Source organism: Candidatus Accumulibacter meliphilus (genome assembly GCF_036625345.1).
In the GTDB taxonomy this organism is placed as follows: domain Bacteria; phylum Pseudomonadota; class Gammaproteobacteria; order Burkholderiales; family Rhodocyclaceae; genus Accumulibacter; species Accumulibacter meliphilus.
Window position 1 is genome coordinate 289,210 of record NZ_JAZKTZ010000002.1, and the last position, 16,151, is coordinate 305,360.

16 protein-coding genes and 3 pseudogenes are annotated in these 16,151 nt (G+C 62.5%); 10 read left to right on the top strand and 9 right to left on the bottom strand.

Going from position 1 to position 16,151, the window contains the following annotated elements:
• Positions 1-66: 66 nt before the first annotated feature.
• The 9 genes and pseudogenes from V5B40_RS04815 to V5B40_RS04855 form a co-directional block, all read right to left on the bottom strand.
• On the bottom strand, positions 67-1,839 hold the full coding sequence (locus V5B40_RS04815) for a conjugal transfer protein TraN (RefSeq protein WP_332353463.1): 1,773 nt from the start codon (positions 1,837-1,839) through the stop codon (positions 67-69).
• Positions 1,796-2,140: a conjugal transfer protein TraN gene (traN, locus tag V5B40_RS04820; protein ID WP_332353464.1), complete on the bottom strand. Its 345-nt coding sequence runs from the start codon at positions 2,138-2,140 to the stop codon at positions 1,796-1,798. Before traN ends, V5B40_RS04815 begins: the two co-directional genes overlap by 44 nt.
• Positions 2,140-2,415 (bottom strand): hypothetical protein, encoded by a 276-nt coding sequence (locus tag V5B40_RS04825; protein ID WP_332353465.1) that lies wholly within the window; start codon positions 2,413-2,415, stop codon positions 2,140-2,142. Before V5B40_RS04825 ends, traN begins: the two co-directional genes overlap by 1 nt.
• Before the next feature lie 102 nt (positions 2,416-2,517).
• The gene (locus V5B40_RS04830) at positions 2,518-3,336 is read right to left on the bottom strand and encodes a hypothetical protein (RefSeq protein ID WP_332353466.1); all 819 of its coding nucleotides are present in this window, start codon (positions 3,334-3,336) and stop codon (positions 2,518-2,520) included.
• Positions 3,333-4,016: a type-F conjugative transfer system pilin assembly protein TrbC gene (gene trbC, locus V5B40_RS04835; protein ID WP_332353467.1), complete on the bottom strand. Its 684-nt coding sequence runs from the start codon at positions 4,014-4,016 to the stop codon at positions 3,333-3,335. Before trbC ends, V5B40_RS04830 begins: the two co-directional genes overlap by 4 nt.
• Positions 4,017-4,047: 31 nt before the next feature.
• Positions 4,048-5,061: a conjugal transfer pilus assembly protein TraU gene (gene traU, locus V5B40_RS04840; protein WP_332353468.1), complete on the bottom strand. Its 1,014-nt coding sequence runs from the start codon at positions 5,059-5,061 to the stop codon at positions 4,048-4,050.
• Entirely contained in the window at positions 5,045-5,674 is a 630-nt protein-coding gene (traW, locus tag V5B40_RS04845) for a type-F conjugative transfer system protein TraW (RefSeq protein WP_332353469.1), read from the bottom strand. The genes traU and traW overlap by 17 nt, the downstream gene beginning before the upstream one ends.
• A 452-nt stretch (positions 5,675-6,126) precedes the next feature.
• On the bottom strand, positions 6,127-7,818 hold the full coding sequence (mobH, locus tag V5B40_RS04850; RefSeq protein WP_332353470.1) for a MobH family relaxase: 1,692 nt from the start codon (positions 7,816-7,818) through the stop codon (positions 6,127-6,129).
• A 370-nt stretch (positions 7,819-8,188) separates the two neighbouring features.
• Positions 8,189-8,672: pseudogene (locus V5B40_RS04855) on the bottom strand (S26 family signal peptidase).
• Between the two features lie 174 nt (positions 8,673-8,846).
• Here V5B40_RS04855 and V5B40_RS04860 point away from each other — a divergent pair.
• The 10 genes and pseudogenes from V5B40_RS04860 to V5B40_RS04900 form a co-directional block, all read left to right on the top strand.
• A complete protein-coding gene (locus V5B40_RS04860; RefSeq protein ID WP_332353471.1) occupies positions 8,847-9,329 on the top strand; it encodes a heavy metal-binding domain-containing protein in 483 nt (160 codons plus the stop codon).
• A 469-nt stretch (positions 9,330-9,798) separates the two neighbouring features.
• On the top strand, positions 9,799-10,200 hold the full coding sequence (locus V5B40_RS04865; protein WP_332353472.1) for a hypothetical protein: 402 nt from the start codon (positions 9,799-9,801) through the stop codon (positions 10,198-10,200).
• Between the two features lie 103 nt (positions 10,201-10,303).
• The gene (locus V5B40_RS04870; RefSeq protein WP_332353473.1) at positions 10,304-10,723 is read left to right on the top strand and encodes a hypothetical protein; all 420 of its coding nucleotides are present in this window, start codon (positions 10,304-10,306) and stop codon (positions 10,721-10,723) included.
• Between the two features lie 89 nt (positions 10,724-10,812).
• Positions 10,813-12,099, top strand: coding sequence for an IS1380 family transposase (locus tag V5B40_RS04875; protein ID WP_332353474.1), 1,287 nt, complete (start codon positions 10,813-10,815; stop codon positions 12,097-12,099).
• Positions 12,100-12,490: 391 nt separating this feature from the next.
• Positions 12,491-12,874, top strand: a complete 384-nt coding sequence (locus V5B40_RS04880) for a thermonuclease family protein (RefSeq protein ID WP_332353475.1) — start codon at positions 12,491-12,493, stop codon at positions 12,872-12,874.
• 131 nt (positions 12,875-13,005) lie between these two features.
• A pseudogene (locus V5B40_RS04885) lies at positions 13,006-13,286 on the top strand (DUF6794 domain-containing protein).
• Between the two features lie 141 nt (positions 13,287-13,427).
• Positions 13,428-13,943: a hypothetical protein gene (locus tag V5B40_RS04890; RefSeq protein WP_332353477.1), complete on the top strand. Its 516-nt coding sequence runs from the start codon at positions 13,428-13,430 to the stop codon at positions 13,941-13,943.
• 594 nt (positions 13,944-14,537) lie between these two features.
• Positions 14,538-15,284, top strand: coding sequence for a PEP-CTERM sorting domain-containing protein (locus V5B40_RS04895; RefSeq protein WP_332353478.1), 747 nt, complete (start codon positions 14,538-14,540; stop codon positions 15,282-15,284).
• A gap of 177 nt (positions 15,285-15,461) precedes the next feature.
• Positions 15,462-15,698 carry a group II intron maturase-specific domain-containing protein gene (locus tag V5B40_RS25145; RefSeq protein ID WP_434735829.1) on the top strand — a complete coding sequence of 79 codons (237 nt, stop codon included), beginning with the start codon at positions 15,462-15,464 and terminating at the stop codon, positions 15,696-15,698.
• 142 nt (positions 15,699-15,840) lie between these two features.
• Positions 15,841-16,062 (top strand): annotated as a pseudogene (locus V5B40_RS04900) (ISAs1 family transposase); the annotation flags it as partial.
• Positions 16,063-16,151: the final 89 nt, after the last annotated feature.

Here is a 16,151-nt window from a genome sequence, read left to right on the forward strand (position 1 = left end):
AATCCACGCCACCCACCTGTCCGAAGGCATCGCGTCCTTGCCCGGAAAAAGCAGCGTGCTCAGTCATCACCGGTTGTAGTAGCTATTGACGCGTTGCTCGACGGTGCCGCGGACGTTCTGCCCGATCGACGACGCCGTGGGTACGCGCACGCTGGCCGTGACTTCGGCGATGAACTCGCCCAGGTCGATCTGCGAGAAATCGAGCCGTTCGAACTCCGCCGGAGTGAATCCGGAACAGTCCGGATGCCTGCCGCTTCCCCAGCTCTTGCCGATCTGCCCCCTGCCCTGTTCATTGATCAACCGGGCCAGGCGAGAGTTGAAACAGCAATACGACTGGGTCTGTTCGATGCACGTCCGGATGATCGGCACCCGGGCCGAACAGAAGGAGCCGACCGCGACGCAGAGATTGGCATCGCGGTGCATGGCCAGCAGTTGCTCGGTCTGGTCGCACGAGAGCAGGTCCGAGAGCAGTTCGAGAGCCACCGCCACGGCCAGCGAGTAGGGATCGAAGTAGAAATTGAAGCTGCCCAGCTGCCCGATGGAAAAAATCGGCCCGCCGAGCAGGCCACTGGTCATCGTCCCCGTGGACAAGGTCAGCCCATAGAAACTGAACGACGGCTGGAAATTCGTCGGCGTAAACAGCACCTCGGACGAAATCATCGCCTTCGCGCCCGCTTCGAGATAGCCGGCGTACTGCGGATACATGAAATCGAAGACGTACTTGCTGCCGGCGTTCACCGCCAGCTGCCCTCCCGCATACGCCCCCTGGATCGCCGCCGACATCAGCGCGTTGTTGCTTTTCGCCGCGCCACCGCCGCCCTTCTTGCAGCAGTTCACCAGACCGAAGAGCTTCTTGCGACACTGCTCCGTGACGCCCGTGAACAGCCGCTGATCGCCGCCATAGACCCCCGCTTCGCGCGCCGCCTCCAGCGTGGCCAGGACCTTGCCGAAATCCTGATCGGCCGGATGGCTGGTGTCGAAGCAGCCACCGCCCTGACAGAACGCCGCCTGATCGCACACCGTGCGCTGCGTCTGGACCGCCGGCGAGGTCTGGCACGAGTAGGTGCGCTCGTTCAGGTCGCAAGCGCCCGAGGGCAGACGGTCGACACAGTCGCTGCCCACCTGGGTGCATCCCCGGTCGATCAACTCCTGGCAGTCATCGCTCAGCGCTGTCGCGGCGCAGGTGTAGTCCTCCGACCACGCCCAGCAGGAATCGCCCGCACGCTGGGCCCCTTCCGGCAGCGGCGAGACGCTGTCCAGGCAGACCTGCAGGCCGTTGATCGTCTTGCACGGCGTGTTGTCCGTGCAGGTGTGCGCGGCATGGACGCAGTTGCTGCTTTCCGACAGCGAGGTACAGCCGCTGGTGTCGAGCGTGTTCGAGGTGATGGTGTACGAGGTGTCGAGTGGCACGACCGTCGGCGGGTTCGTCGCCGCCGTCACGTTGGTGCACTGATACTGGCGCGTGTATTGATTGCACGACCCGTCGAAGGCCGTGCTGTCGCACGTTGAAGTGACCAGCGTACAGCCCTCGGTCGCCTTGATCGCCGCGCAGTAATCGAGGGGGTCGTCGGCAATGCACGAATAGTCGTCCTGATAGCGCCAACAGCTCGCCGTCGAGTTCAGCCCGCCTTCCGGCGGCGTCACGCCGGCAAGGCAAACCGTCGCCCCACTGGCGTCACGCCTGCACGGCGTCGAATCGACACAGGTATGCGCCGCCAGCCGGCAGCGCGCGTTCTGCGCATAGCTGCTGCAGGCGCGGCGTCGATGGCGTCGGTGAGCAGCGTGTAGCTGTTGCTCAAGCGCAGCGTGTTGCTCGGCTCGCCCTGGTCGGTGCCGCACTGGAAAGTCTTCTATAGGTGTTGCACGTCCCGTTGAACGCCGTGTCGCTGCAGGTCGAACCGATCTGCCCGCAGCCGGCCGTGGTCAGCGCGGCGCAGTAGTCGATCGCCTCGGGCTTGATGCAGGTGTAGGTGTCCTGGTACTCCCAGCAACCGCCGACCTGTGCCAGCGTCACCACGATGCCGGAGATCGTCTTGCTCGCGGTGCTATCGACACAGGTCGAACTCGCCAGCTGACAGTCGCCGGCGATCGCCTGGCCAGCGAGGGTCATGGCGAACAGCATCGCAAGCAACGCCTTCATCACTGCGCTCGCTGCTGCAAGCTGGCGCACTCGCTCGACCGCCAACTGCTGACCGTCGTGGACATCGGCAGCTGCAGCGCCGCCCCGGTGCCGCTGCCGCCGGCAGAGTTGCAGCCGGCACTGACGTTGCGCACCGATGGCGTGCAGGTGGTCGCGCTGCAGCTGACGCTGAAATAGACGTAGAGATGGCAGCCATAACCCAGATCGCTGACGTAGTGATCGCTGACCGATTGACCCGGCGCGACCGCCACCGGGAAAGCGACCGTAGCTGCCATCCCAGGAATAGCCCAGCGTCCGATAGTCGAAGCGATTGGCGCCGTCGCTGGAACGGTAGGGTTCCACTTCGTACGATCGACCATCGCTGCCGCAAAAGATGTTCATCGCCATGTACGGATCGACGCAGTGGCCGCAATCGACGAACGCCGTGCGTCCGAGCCAGACACCGGGCGTGCATTGGCCAAACCGACGGTGACGGAAACGCCGCGCCGACAACTCAGCGACTCGTAGCCCTGCACCGTCTGATTGCACTGGTAGCGGTAACGCGTATCGACCGCGATCTGTTGGCCGATGAAGCACGAGGCATTGCTCACCGACTGCATCTGCTCGACGCACTGGTAGCGGTGATGCTGATCGACGCTGATCTGCCGCGCGGTCGAACAGAAACTGCTGCTCACCGGCCGGTAGTCGTTGCACGTTTCCCGGCTGAACGACGCGGGCTGGGTCTCGGTCACCACCCGGCACTGTTCGGCAGGGTTCCCGGCGGCGATGCCGGTGGCGCCCATCGTGGGATTACGGGCAATCGCCCTGGCACGACTGATCAGCGGATCGTTGGCGCGATCGATCGAGAACGCCGGTCGCACCGCCGGATTGCGGGCCACGAAATTGACGGCGTCACACTCCTGCCGACGATAGGAATCCACGTCAGGGGCCTGGCTGGCGCAGTCGATGATCTTGGCCGTACCCGGCCCCGACAACTGACCCTGCCCCGCCTGGAACACTTGCGATTGGGGGGTGTTCTGTCCGAACCCCGGCACGGTCGCGGCGCCGGTGCCGTTGCCGATTCCCTGGAAGGCGCTGTCGATCGTGCCGGCGCCCAGCGCTTTACCCTCGGCAAACGCGCTGCTCGCAGCATCGCCCTGCGCCCAGACACGGCTTGCCAGGAGCAGCGCAAGGACGACGACCCACCGCTTGCTCATGGCCGTGACCCCGAGAGTCTCGCCGCGTAGCGGCGCGCCACATCGGCCCACGCCGGCGCCTGTCGCTCGATGAGATCGAGCGCGTAGTCCTGAGTGACATCGCCGTCGACGCGGATGAAGCTCGACCCCGGGGCGCAGCCGTCTTCGCCGATCTGCGACGCCTGGCCCGACCGTGCCAGCACCAGTGCGGGCACCTGCCGCACCTTGAACTGCTTGAAGGCCGGTGGATGAATGATCGCCGTCACGTTTCGAGCGCCCACCAGCTCAGCGATTTCCTCACCCATGCGGGTGAGAGAATTCCCCTTGAGTCCGCGCAGGACCAGCACGGCGCCGGATTTCTCCGCCTGGGTGACGATTCGCTGCAGGGTTTCCTTCGGCAACGAAAAGGAGATGAAGACCATCAACTCCGGGACGTCCTTGCCCGGTGCCGAGCTTGGCGTGGTCTGGCGGTAGGTCTCTGCCATCCGGGCAATGTCGGGCCCTGTGGTCGCCGGCTGCGGCAGCTTGGTCGGATCGGGAACCACCGGGCGGCCCGTGGCCTTCGGCGCCTCGACGGCGTCCAGGGCAGAACCCATGCGCTCGCGGTGTACCCGCAGCTCAGTGTCCGTCGGTACTACCACCTGGGCGAGCGCGAACGTCACCGCCCCGCCCAAGGCGCCGACGCCAAGGCAACGTGCCAACAGCAAAATCCACGATCGCCTGCTCATGGCCTCAGAACGCGCCCTGGCAACAGTTGCGTTTGCGGAAGACCATGTACGCAAAGTCCTCGCCCTCGAAGGGAAACTCGCGCCCGGCGCCCCACAGGATCGTCGATCGCCCCAGCGGCTGGCAGCATTTCCCGGCAATCTGTGCGGTCTGGGGAATCGGATAGAGCATGTGATACTTGTAGCCGGTCTTGTCCATGATCGGCTGCGGGTAGTAGCCGCAGAGTCCGTCCTCGCCGGAGGCCGCCCACATCAGCCCTTCCCGGTGCATCTTGGCGATCAGGCGGGTCATTTCCAGACTCGATGCCTGGACGCCGCCGATATGGGCCTGCACGTTGCCATTCAGCGGATAGAGGCTGCCCTGGCAGCCGGCACACCAGAACAGGGTGTTGAGCGGGAAGCCGGCAGTGGCCGCTGCGCAATCGGCGGCACAGGCGGCGCGGGCCGCCAGATTGCCGAACAGCGCGACCTCGGGATTGAGAATGAAGGTCAGCTCGTCGTCGTGCCACATCGGGTCCAGTTCGGTGAGATAGGCGACATCGAAGCCGCCCTGCTCCAGGCAGGCGTTGTCGAAGATCGCTTCCAGCCAGAAGATGACCGGATCGACGTACCAATGCACCTGATAGAAAGACGAGGTCGACGTGCTGTCCTGGCTGAAACGCGAACCACGGGGCGCATCGAACCCGGGATCAAGCTCGAGTCCGCCGAGACTGGTCAGGCAGAACGGGCGACGCACCACATCGACTCGCCTCACCGGCTCCCAGAAACTCACCTTGAAACCGACCCGCAACTGCGAGGGGCAGGCGCAAAGCGGTGAGCCGCCGGGATTCGGCGTGTCTTCCTGTCCCATGGAGAGCAGATCGAGGCCGCCGAAGCGGATCGGCAGCATGCAGCGCCAGCAGATATCGGTGATCGGATTGGCGAAGCGGCCGGTGCAGGTTGGCGTCGCCAAGGCTGGTCCGGGGCGCCCGATGGCCAGCGCCAACAGCAACAGGAGAACGCACTCACGGACGAACTTCATCGATCCGAAGCCTCTTGCCTTCCTGACTGACCACCGCCGGTACCTGACGAATGCCCAGGCGGCGGGTCAAGCTGCCGCCCTGATCGTAGAAGACGCGGCGTTTCCACGAGCGCATCAGCGCCAGGGGCTCACCGGCAACCAGGATGGGTTTGGCGCCACCTTCGGGGCTCGCCAGCGCCTGTCGTGCAAAGGCGACTTGTCGGCGGTCGCGCCCGTCAAAAAATACGAGCCGTTCGCGAAGGGAAACGTGGTCGAGCGGATTCACCCTCAGTCCGCGCGCGAACAGGATCGCGCCTTCGGCGTTGCGGATGTCGCGGTCGAGAATCCACGTCGGGTCGATGAAAAAGCTGCGCCGGGTAACGGTGGCCGTGAGCCCGGCGACGGGTGCTGGTTTCTCGACGGCCGCGACGACACGATCGCGGTGCTCGTTCTGTTTCCTGGCGAGTTCGCCGGTCTTCTCCATGTGTTTGAGACGCGATTCGATGGCTTCCAGAAGATCCGGCTCGGCAATGTCGTAGGTCGGCCCGACGACGCCGAGATCCTCGGCGTGTGCGATGGGCAGTGAGGCCGCGAGCAGCAGGGCGAAGAACGGCAGTGGGGCGCGAGTCGACATGGGGTCGATTCTGGTCTGCCATCTGCGGCTGTGGATTTCGAAATGCGGCTTTCCCGGGCGCATTTCGCCTCGGTGCATCCAGCGACCGTTGGCGTGTCAGCGGCGCTACGCGCTCCGCTTCTGGCTGCCGTCGCCAGCGGGCGGGACCGGGAATTCGGTAGCAATGCGCCCGATTTCGCGTCTGGCACAGAAACACGTCCGGGACGACGCTCCCCAGGCGAAGGATCTGCATCCTCGCCAACTGGAGTCGCTCGACCAGCAGGGGCTCGGCCTGGCGGGAGGGAATCCAGGTGAAGGCCCCCTCACGCTCTGATGTCAGGACGCCTGCGCTCACGCCTTCGCGCAAGGTGGCGACGATGCCCTGGATCAGGTTCAGCCGCTCGTCTTCACCGGGGTCTCGGTCTTGCCCGGGATCGGCTTGGATTTCTGAACCGACACGGTAGCTGGAGGCGCTACGGTTGCGGGTTTTGCTGAGGCTTTCCGATGGCCATGAGCTGCTTGATCGCCGGCTGCAGGCGAATCACTTTCCACGGTTGGCCGTGCTCGACCTCGATCTCGGTCACCTTCCGAAAAGGCGACAGCGGGTCAACCGCCAGCCAGTTTCGGTGCGACAACTCGTCGAGAATCGCCTTGCTGTCCAGACCACAGCCGCTGAGTGCATCCGGCCACTTCAGACACAACACGCCGGAGGGGTCGATGTGGATCAGGGTCTCGGCAGACTTCTTGCCGGTCTGAATGTCCCGGGCAAGCGCCTGCAGCGCTTCACCCACAGCACCATCGAGCTGATCGGTGGGTGCCGCTGGCGGGTTGGGCGGGGGCTCGGGCTGGGCAGGCGTCTCTGGCAACCGACCCTGTTCAGGTGAAGCGCGTGGTTTCAGCGCGGGAGACAACTTCGGCGCCGGTAGGTCGGCCGGCTCGGTTACGGTTTCGTCCTGGTCGAGAAGCCTGCCCGGCACGGAGGGTGGCGCGGGCTCGATGAGCAGCGCCACCTCACGAAGCCTGATCGCCGTCAGTCGGATGTTCGGGATCTTCTCGGCCAGCACCGCCGGGGCGATCACCCAGTAGCGATGGCCGTCGGCACGATCCTCGCGGACACTCGCCAACTGCCGTTCCACAAGCATATCGAGAAGGCTGTTCGGCGTTCTCGGCAAGCCCGGGATCTTTTCCTGATGAATGAGGGCGGCGATTTCCTCGCCGGCGGCCGGCCAGACCAGGTAGAGATGCCCGTCGATGTGCCAGAGGCGTGCGCCCGGTTGATTGACTCCCCAGGTTCCCTCCCGGACCAGCCGACGCATGATGTCCACCAGAAAGCGTTCGACCGGCAGGCCGATCTCGTAGCCGGTGAACGCGACGCCAAGACTGCGCAGGTCGCGCTCGACACTGGCCTGATCCGCGCGAATGACGAGATCGTGAATCGGGTTCTCGGCGCTGGGCGAGCCGTTGATCGTTTCCATCATCCAGAGCACCAGCTCGGTATCGCCCGCGGCGATCCAGGCCAGCCCCTGCGGACTGATGATGCGCTCGGCAATCAAGGCGGAAATGGCCTGGTGCTTCTTGCCACGATTCTCACGCCAGTGCAGGAAGTAGCGATCGACCTGATGGCGGCCGGCCCAGCTGTAGAGGTCTTCGACGAAGGGGTTCCAGACCTGCGCGCCATCCCGGCTGGTGACCACCAGGTCGGTGACCGGCTTGCCGACGTCGTGACAGAGGGCGGCGAGGAATACGGCCAGATGCCACCGCGGCTGGAGCTCGCGTCGACGTCGCGGCGCCTGCTCGCCGGGCAGCAGCACGCGATCCCCGGACTGGAGCGACCACAGGGCGACTTCGGCCGCGTGACGCAGGAGTCCGCCGGCACCTCGGTGATGATGGGTCTGGCTGGCCGGCAGGAGATGGGCATAGGAGGCAAAGCGGCAAAGCGACTGTCGATAGAACTGCTCGAAGATCTCCGGCGACGCGAGGCCGGCTTCGCGGATTTGGCCGATCAGCTCCCGCTGCGTCTCGATGAGTTTGTCCGGGTGGGTTGCCGGCAGGCCCTTCATGAACGGCGGGTAGCGGGGAATCTCGTCGTCTTCCCTGGCCAGCTCCGTTGGACGGGTCGAGGGAAGGCCTGCGCCCGGTTGTGGGCCTTGTTTATCCGGCTGCATCGCTTTCCTGAAAAAGCCGAGCATCGGTCAGCCCTCCCCTTGGCCCGTATCCAGGCCGGTTCGCTGTAAGCCGCGACGAATCGCAGGTACTCGGCGAAGACGCTGGCGCGCCTGATCGGGGTCGAGATCGAGAAGGTCGCAGATCGCGTAAAACGAATTACCTGCCCTGGACCTGTCGTGAAAAATCCAGATCAGGGCGTCCCGCTGCGGTCCTGCGACGCTGCTGGCCGACTTCTCGACCGATCGCGCGTTGCCCTTCGCATCCTCGATCGCCTGATGGAGAACGGCGATCCACAGACGCTTTAAGCGTTGGGCGATCTCGCATACGGCGGAGTCGCGGAGGATTCCCCAAGGCCCGGTGCGTCGCACGTCAGAAGACCCGATGCGCTTTCCCGACGATCTGCTGCCGAGCCACCCAGCCGGTCAGCCGGTAGCGCGAATCGAGGCTGTCGGAATGCGAACCGGCAACGTAGTAGCGCCCGTCGGGAATGATCCCGACCGGGCCGATAGTCAAGCGGTTCGCCGGTTGTGGCGTGCTCCTTGGCACGACCGACCGGCTCGCCATCGACAAAGAAGGCTCGGCCTGTCGCGGTGACGAGCGAGCCGGGCAAGCCGATCAGGCGTTTGAGGAACAGGCTCCCGCGCGGATAGGGCCAGTTGTCCTCCCACCGGAAGGCCATCAGCTCCCCGCGCGCTGGCATCACGTCTTTCTCGACCAGGAAGAGCGTGCCGGGAAGGCTTTCGGTGAGGTTCAAGGCGAGCAGATAGGCGCGACCAAACGCCAAATGGGCGGCGATGACCCAAAGCAGCAGTGGAAACCAGCGTCCCAGGAGATCGAAAAGACGGATGGACATGCCGCCACTGTATCGGCGCCGCAAGCGTCAGGATTTGGAAATGCGCCCTGCGGTGACGCTTTTGAGCGGCAGGAAAATCGGGAATTCGTGCAGGCTTGGGAGGGTGTTAGCGTTATGCAGGCAGACGCTTGCAGTTTTACGGACCTGTGAGAATCTGGATCGGTCACTAACGAATTGGAGGCCGCCATGACTATCGCTGCTGCAACACCACCAAGCGCCATCTTCAGCACTTTGCCGCTATTGGCGCTGCTGCTGGTCGTCATCGCCATGTTCCGCTGGAATCGGCGATCGAAAACCAACACGAAACGCCAGCTCGATCAACTGGAGCGCGAGCTCAAGCTCATCAGAAATGAGATCTTGCTGGTCACCACGAACGCCGTTCCTGGCGAGCGGACGGTCAGAACGATCGGCTACGTGGAGGCACTGTCCGAAGCCGAAGCGGCATCCGACTGGGAGTACCGGCTGGCGGAGAAACAAGCGTTGTTGGACCTGGCACGCCAGGGGATTGCCATGGGGGCCAATGCCATTGTGGGACTTCGCAAGAGCAATGCCCACTACGACCAGGCCGGATCACAATGGCGAGTGTCGCGCGTCACGTACCAGGGGACGGCTGTCGTCGTGGACCGGAAAATGCCGAGGGCTGAATCGGCGGCGTGAACGGGCCGCCGTGGATGCTGGTATCGACACGTCGCTCTACGGCACGGCCAGCTTGATTGATCGCCGGACCAAACCTCGGGAAGAAGCGAGTGCGTCCTCGGGCAAATCACACGGTGACGCGAGCGGTGATCCGCTGGGGCACGGTCGACAATGGCCTTGCCATCGCTGAGCGCACACGGCGTTGCTCGGCGATGGCCCGTGTTGCCGACCTCTCGAAGCGGTGGTCAGCAACCCGGCGCGGACGCCCGAACCTGGCTTGATGACAAACGAAGAAAAGACCGTCAATATTCACGTGACGCTTGTCGCGAAATTTTGCTGGGGCGGGGGTACTAACGGAAGTGGACAAGTCTCGCAGCGGCAGCACCTCTCAGATTTTCGCCCATCGGGAGCGCCGAGGACAACTGGCTGACTGGTGGCACAAGACGGTCTACGTAGAAAACAAGCCCGGGCGGCACGAGGGTAAAAGCGCATGAGCAAAAAAGCACGCAAGTGGCCCATCCAGAGTAAAGCGCGCTACCTGTCTGCACAGGAGGCCAGCGTCACCGGTGAGGTTTCGTATATCCAGCGTCTCGCCTTGCAGCGCGACGCTCGTGTAGTAACCCTGGGTTCGCTGGTCTTCTTCTCGACTCAAAGCGGCGACGCATGGCTGCTCGACACGGAAGATGGTTTGGCACTTAAGCTTGCTGAGGATGGCGATCCCTTGCCCAATCGAATCATCGAGACGACGGAACGGTTCATGATCGAATGGAACATGGACTACCAGATCGAAGATAGCGCGTTCATTTCTCTTGACGCTACTGGCAGTCGGCGGGTGATCGTCGGCTATCCGATCGCGGAAATCCGTAAGGCAATTGAACGGGGGCAGCGGTGATGAGGGGACTTTTCGTCCCAACAGCAGCTAGTGGTCCAACGGTCACTTCCCTTTGGGCACGTGGCGGCAACGTTGAGCGCTCACGGGTGAGGGGGAGTTCGGTATGAGCATCGGCGTTCGGGTCATGTTTCTTGACGGTGATCGCATCATTCGCGTGCCCCTGCGTCGCTTCGATCGCCTCTTCGATCGAGACTCGAATGAAGCCATGCCTGAGTATGCAGGCCAACGCGTTCGCTGTGCGATGGTCTATGTGGAACTCGCCGATCGCAAGCCCGTGGAGGTGGTCCGCATCGACTACATGGTGCTTCCGCTGGACCCGGAAGGGCGGCTCGACGCGGACCTTCAATCGCGCAAGCTGATGCTGGCCGGAGAACTGTTCGGTCTCGGGATGACAGGCACCGCCGAACGGGTCGTCGACTTTGGGCCGTATTTGGCGGAAAGGCAGTATCACGCTGAGTACAAATCGAAACCCACGGAGAACGAAAAGCGTGCACTCCCAGATTCCGCGATTCGAACCGCATAGATCCCTTGGAGGGGCCGTATTTGCAGGCTTTCCGGTAAACTATCGGTGTCGAAACGAGCACCGGTTGGGTGATCCAGGGGGGCAGGAAGATGAGGGAACTGGCACAGACTGTGCTTCCGTTCAAGGTGGAAGCGACGGAGGAGCGGCTGACGGCGAATGCCGGTCTGGCGCTGTTCGGCGAGTTCATCGGAGGCCTGGGTCTGAAGCGCTGGCTGACCGAGATGCCCAAGCCAGGCAGTGCGCGGGGCTATGCGGCGAATGCCTTTGTCACGCCACTGGTGCTGATGCTCACAGGTGGCGGACGTTCGCTGGAAGACCTGCGTACGCTCAAGAACGACACGGCGCTGAACCAGGTGCTCAAGCAGGACGTCTTGCCGAGCACGGACGCGGTGGGGGACTGGTTGCGCCGGACCGGTATCGGCACGGGACTGGACGGACTGGATCGGATCAACCGGCGAGCGGTGGCGACGCGCATTCGACAGATCGGGATCAAGGCGCACACGCTGGACGGAGACGCCTCGCAGATCGTGGCCGAGAAGGAAGCCGCACACTTCACGTACAAAGGTGAACAGGGCTATATGCCGATGATCGGTCACCTGGCCGAAGCGGGTGTCGTGATCTACGACGAGTTTCGGGAAGGCAACATCGCCCCGGCGACGCAGAACCTCGAATTCATCCAGGCGTGCGAAACGCGCTTGCCGAAGGGACACCGCATTGCCCAGGTTCGTCTCGACTCCGCCGGTTACCAAGCCGACATCTTCAATTTCTGTGAAGACACCGGCAAGACCTTCGCCATCGGCGGACGGTTGGACGCACCCACCCTGCAGGCCATTGCCGAGATTCCCGAAACCTCGTGGAAAACGTATGCCGACTGCGCTGTCGCCGAGACCGTACACAGCATGGGCGAGACGAAGAAAGCCTTCCGACTGATTGTCGTGAAGTACCCGCGCCAGGCCGAACTGTTCGACGATGCGCCAAAGTACCATGTGATTGCCAGCAACCGGGTCGAATCGGCGGCCGACACCCTGATCTGGTATCGGCAGCGCGGCGAGGTGTCCGAGAACGGCATTAAGGAACTGAAGATTGGCTTTGGCATGGAGCGCATGCCCTGTGGGCAGTTTGCCGCCAATGCCGCCTTCTTCCGCATCGGCGTCATCGCGCACAATCTCTTCGTCCTTTTCAAGCATTCCGCTCTCGGCGAGGGTTGGCAGCGCCATCAAGTCGCCACCGTACGCTGGCGCCTGTTTCACCTGCCGGGCAAGCTCGTGCGGCATGCCGGCGCCTGGGTATTGAAGATCGCCAGCGAGAACCTCGACCTGTTCCAGCGTATCCGCGCCCGCAGCTTCGCCTGCGCTACGGCGAATCCCAGCCCGTAGTTCCTCGCTTCCTCCACGGCGGTAACGAAACCCCTGCGGTGAGGCACGGGCGGTCCCGTTCGTCCCGAGCGGCCGCGATTATGCCAGAGGGATCTCGCCAGCCCGCCTGACGACACCCGAGGGCGTTCGCCGTGGCTTCGCGCCTTCCTGCGCGCTCGTTCGGACGTCTCCGGAGCCTCTCGATCCGCCGTCGCTGGGCCACCACATACGCGATCGCGGAATTTGGGTGCACTGGTGGACCTGGCGCTTGAGCACTGAGTGTTGGCTTTTTTTATTCGGGCCGGTGGGCGGGCCAAGGAAGAAGTGTCTCGCAGTGCGGGTGGCTTCATGAATGGAATCTCAATGACCCGGTTCTCGAAGAGATGACGGCAAGGAAGGAAAAGAAAGAACAATGCAGGCTGGACATCTGACATTCGCGTTTCTACTGCTGGCAAGCATCGCTGCCCGCGCGGAAACCCTGGTTGGCACGGTGGTGGGCGTGGCCGACGGCGATACCGTCACCGTTCTCGACGCTGACCATCAGCAGCACAAGATCAGGGTGGGTGGGGTGGATGCCCCAGAAAAAGCCCAGCCATACGGGCAGCGGTCCAAGCAAAGCATGTCGGCGCTCGTGTTCGGCAAAGAGGTCGATGTCCAGTGGGACAAACGCGACCGATACCGCCGTATCGTAGGCAAGGTGATGGTCGCACCCCCAGACTGCCCGACCTGCCCCAAAACGCTGGACGCAGGCCTTGCGCAGATCACAACGGGGCTCGCCTGGTGGTACGAGAAATAAGCGAAGGATCAGTCGGCCGAGGATGCGGGGCGGTATGACTTCGCGGAACAAGAGGCCCGCGCAAAGCGCGCCGGACTTTGGGCGGACGCTTCACCGATCCCGCCGTGGGATTGGCGGAAGGCCCAACGCCGATGACTCAAAAGCAGTGGCCAGCGACGATTGACGAAGCGGTCGGCGTAGTGATCGCCACCCTGCCGGACGACGAGAAGGCAAAAATTGCTGCCCTGTCGGAACCCGATCTCATCGGGTTGCACTTCGGTTTGGCGCCTGGATTCGCAACAACCTTGGTCTCCATTCGGAAAACCGTGAACTGCTGGAATCGGCGGGGACGCAAGACGCCGATGATGTGTCTCTGGTGAACATCGAAGCCCTGTGGCGTCGTCTGTGCGAAGACGTTCCGAAGGTCCATTGAGATGTGCGGTCGGTATGCCCTCTACGGTCCGACCTCCAGCATTCGGGAGCAGTTCGACCTTGCTCACGAGTTGACTTCGCGCCGCACTACAACATTGCACCGACGACGAAGGCGCTGGTGGTTCATTTGGGATCGCAAAGTATGAACCAGCGTTTGCGACCTGCCATTTCAGAACCCGTCGTCTTGATGTTCTCGCGCCGGCAGGTGGAAACCTGCGACGTTGATGAACCCTTGGCGTGTCTGCGCGGCCTGACCGCTGACCGAAATGCTGCTCGTGAGTTTTGCGGTCGCGTCAGTCTGGTAATCGATGGTTACAACGACCACCCGCGCGAGCTTTTTGAGATTCCAGAGGTGCGAGCGTACTTGAAGCACCTTGACCAGGAGTGGCCCTACTGGTTTTTCTTCCTCTCCCAGGCCGACGACTCAATCCAGATGCTGGAAAGCTGCCTGTGCGACACGATCGAGGTGATCCCCGGGGTGGCATCCATCGATCTCGACCAGATGGATCATGCGCTGACGAGCCACTTCGGCGCCATGAATCGACTGCGTCAGGAACTGAACCTGCCCGAAGAGATCTGTGGGCAGATCGCCGAAGGCGTGATCAGACTAATCCACAACGCCGCGGTAGAAAGGATTGACGGTGAGGACTACCGATAGCTGCGCGTTTCGGCATGCTTGAGTTTGAGCGCTTGCTTTTGGTAGGAGCGCCGTCAAGGAGCCGACGGAGGTCCTCTGTCGGCCAGGAAGAAACGGTCGCGACTTTTCTCAAAAGCCAACGTTGGCCTGCAGCGATCAGCCGAAAGCGGTCATTCGGCTACGCAGGTGACTTTCTTCGCCTGACCGGCCGCTACTCGGTGCTAAGCAGCCGGTGGGCGCAGAATAGCGTCGGTCGGCAACCGACCGTTTGCTGTCATTCGACGTCGAGTAGTTCGACTGCAGCTTGATGAGTGAAGCGGTCGTTTGACATGGTTCACCAACGAAGTGGTGCGCGAGTGCAGGACTGACAGTCCGCTGCTGGAATCCTGGGTTGTTCAGAGGTTCCTTAGTGTCGATAAACTTTACACTCCGGAGCTATTCGGAAAAGCATATCTTCATAACTCTATGTTTGTTTTTAACAAATTACATCTGGAACAATATATGCTTCCAAAAGGGTGCTGGATGACTTGCTCAAGTTTGAGCAAGTCATCAATTCTGCGTCAACCGTCCCCGCCTCGGCAAGGCGGCACATCCCCATTTGCTTGGAGATCGACCATGAAGCTTTCAGACCCACTCTGGCGGTTTATGCAAGGCCATGCCAAGTGCTGCCGGATATCCCGGCGCGCCGCCGCAGCTGCGGCATTGGCTGTTGTGATATCGGCACCGACGGCGGTCTTGGCGACTGTCTTTACGGACCCGGTCGGGGACTTTCTCGTGCCTGATTACACCGGCCCGCAGAACAGTTACCTCGACATCGTCTCCGGTCTTGTGAACTATACGCCGGACCACGTGCAGTTGTCGTTGACCCTGAACGGCGCGGTCAGCAGCTCGACCGCGACGCCCTACTATCTATTTGGAGTAAATCGCGGCAGCGGAACCGACCGACTCGTGACTTCGGGTCCGCCGGCGGTCGGCGACTCGACGATCCTGCTCGACACGGTCGTGCGATTCGATTTCGACGGCACAGGCAGGGTGGTGACATTCGCGTCTGCAATGAGCCCGCCAGTAGTCACGCTGCTGTTCACCCATAGCATCTCGGGAAATACGGTCAGCGCCGAAATCCCTTGGTCGGCCCTCCCCACCACCGGCTTTGCGCCTGCCGAGTACACCTACATCGCGTGGTCAAGATCGGCGCTCGGCAGCCAGCAATTCATCGCGGACCTAGCTCCCGCAGCCAGCATTTTAGCTGTCCCGGAACCGGCGAGCTCGGCGCTCATGGTGGTCGGACTCCTGACAGCCGGCATCGTGGTGAGAACCCGGCGAAACGAGAGGCGAGGTGGGCCCACGCCCAGTCAGGGTTGACTTGGCGGGCAAAGTCAGTTGATGGCCTTGTCGGGGGAGGTAAGAGGCAGCGCGATGGTCCCCGAGTCAATGCATGAACGGCCAACGGGACAGGCGGATTTCGGCTGATCTCATGACACGGCCGACAAGGTCCACCAGGGTATTGACCCGGCGGTCAGCAACCAGGCGCTGGCGGTGATGCGGGCAACAACACGCAAACTGGGCTACCGAAATCGGACGGAACTGAGCCTGGCTGACATTTCCCGACTACACAATCCGATTCTGAGGGGTTGCCTCGCGTATTACGGAAGATTCTATCGGTCGGCCATGTGCCCCGTCTTCAGGCACTTCAACAAAACGTTGGTGGCTTGGGCGATGAGGAAGTACAGACGGCTGAAGGGCCACAAGATACGGGCGAGCAGGTTTCTCGAATAGCTTTCCGAGAAGCAGCCGTATATCTTCTTGCATTGGCAGCAAGGAATGGTCGGTGCGTTTGCTTGATGGGAGCGGTGTGAATCGAGAGGTTCACGCACCGTTCTGTGAGAGGCCGGGGGTGCAACTCCTCCGGCCTACTTGCCACCGACTTCACTGGGTTCTCGCTGTCAGCTTTGGCGAGGATGCCAGCACCATACGCAAGGACAGCGCCCCACAGAATCTCTCTCTCCTGAAGAAAATCGTCCTCAGCCTGATTCGCTTGGATACCGCCGACAAGACCAAGACCAGCCTGCGCCTGAAGCGCGAGTGCGCCGCATGGAAGGACGACGTTCGGATGAGAATACTGGGCTTCACTTCGCAATGACATCCGAGTGCGGAAGCCCTGAGACGAACCCTGCCCCGCCCAGGGTAACGCCCTGCATCTCCAAGAGCGGAAGCGCACAGGCCATCAGG

Coding starts and splice junctions, on each gene's coding strand:
- traN (WP_332353464.1), bottom strand. CDS start 2,140: ATGAAGGCGTTGCTTGCGATGCTGTTCGCCATGACCCTCGCTGGCCAG.
- V5B40_RS04825 (WP_332353465.1), bottom strand. CDS start 2,415: ATGGCAGCTACGGTCGCTTTCCCGGTGGCGGTCGCGCCGGGTCAATCG.
- V5B40_RS04830 (WP_332353466.1), bottom strand. CDS start 3,336: ATGAGCAAGCGGTGGGTCGTCGTCCTTGCGCTGCTCCTGGCAAGCCGT.
- traU (WP_332353468.1), bottom strand. CDS start 5,061: ATGAAGTTCGTCCGTGAGTGCGTTCTCCTGTTGCTGTTGGCGCTGGCC.
- traW (WP_332353469.1), bottom strand. CDS start 5,674: ATGTCGACTCGCGCCCCACTGCCGTTCTTCGCCCTGCTGCTCGCGGCC.
- mobH (WP_332353470.1), bottom strand. CDS start 7,818: ATGCAGCCGGATAAACAAGGCCCACAACCGGGCGCAGGCCTTCCCTCG.
- V5B40_RS04865 (WP_332353472.1), top strand. CDS start 9,799: ATGAGCAAAAAAGCACGCAAGTGGCCCATCCAGAGTAAAGCGCGCTAC.
- V5B40_RS04870 (WP_332353473.1), top strand. CDS start 10,304: ATGAGCATCGGCGTTCGGGTCATGTTTCTTGACGGTGATCGCATCATT.
- V5B40_RS04875 (WP_332353474.1), top strand. CDS start 10,813: ATGAGGGAACTGGCACAGACTGTGCTTCCGTTCAAGGTGGAAGCGACG.
- V5B40_RS04880 (WP_332353475.1), top strand. CDS start 12,491: ATGCAGGCTGGACATCTGACATTCGCGTTTCTACTGCTGGCAAGCATC.
- V5B40_RS04890 (WP_332353477.1), top strand. CDS start 13,428: ATGAACCAGCGTTTGCGACCTGCCATTTCAGAACCCGTCGTCTTGATG.
- V5B40_RS04895 (WP_332353478.1), top strand. CDS start 14,538: ATGAAGCTTTCAGACCCACTCTGGCGGTTTATGCAAGGCCATGCCAAG.
- V5B40_RS25145 (WP_434735829.1), top strand. CDS start 15,462: ATGCGGGCAACAACACGCAAACTGGGCTACCGAAATCGGACGGAACTG.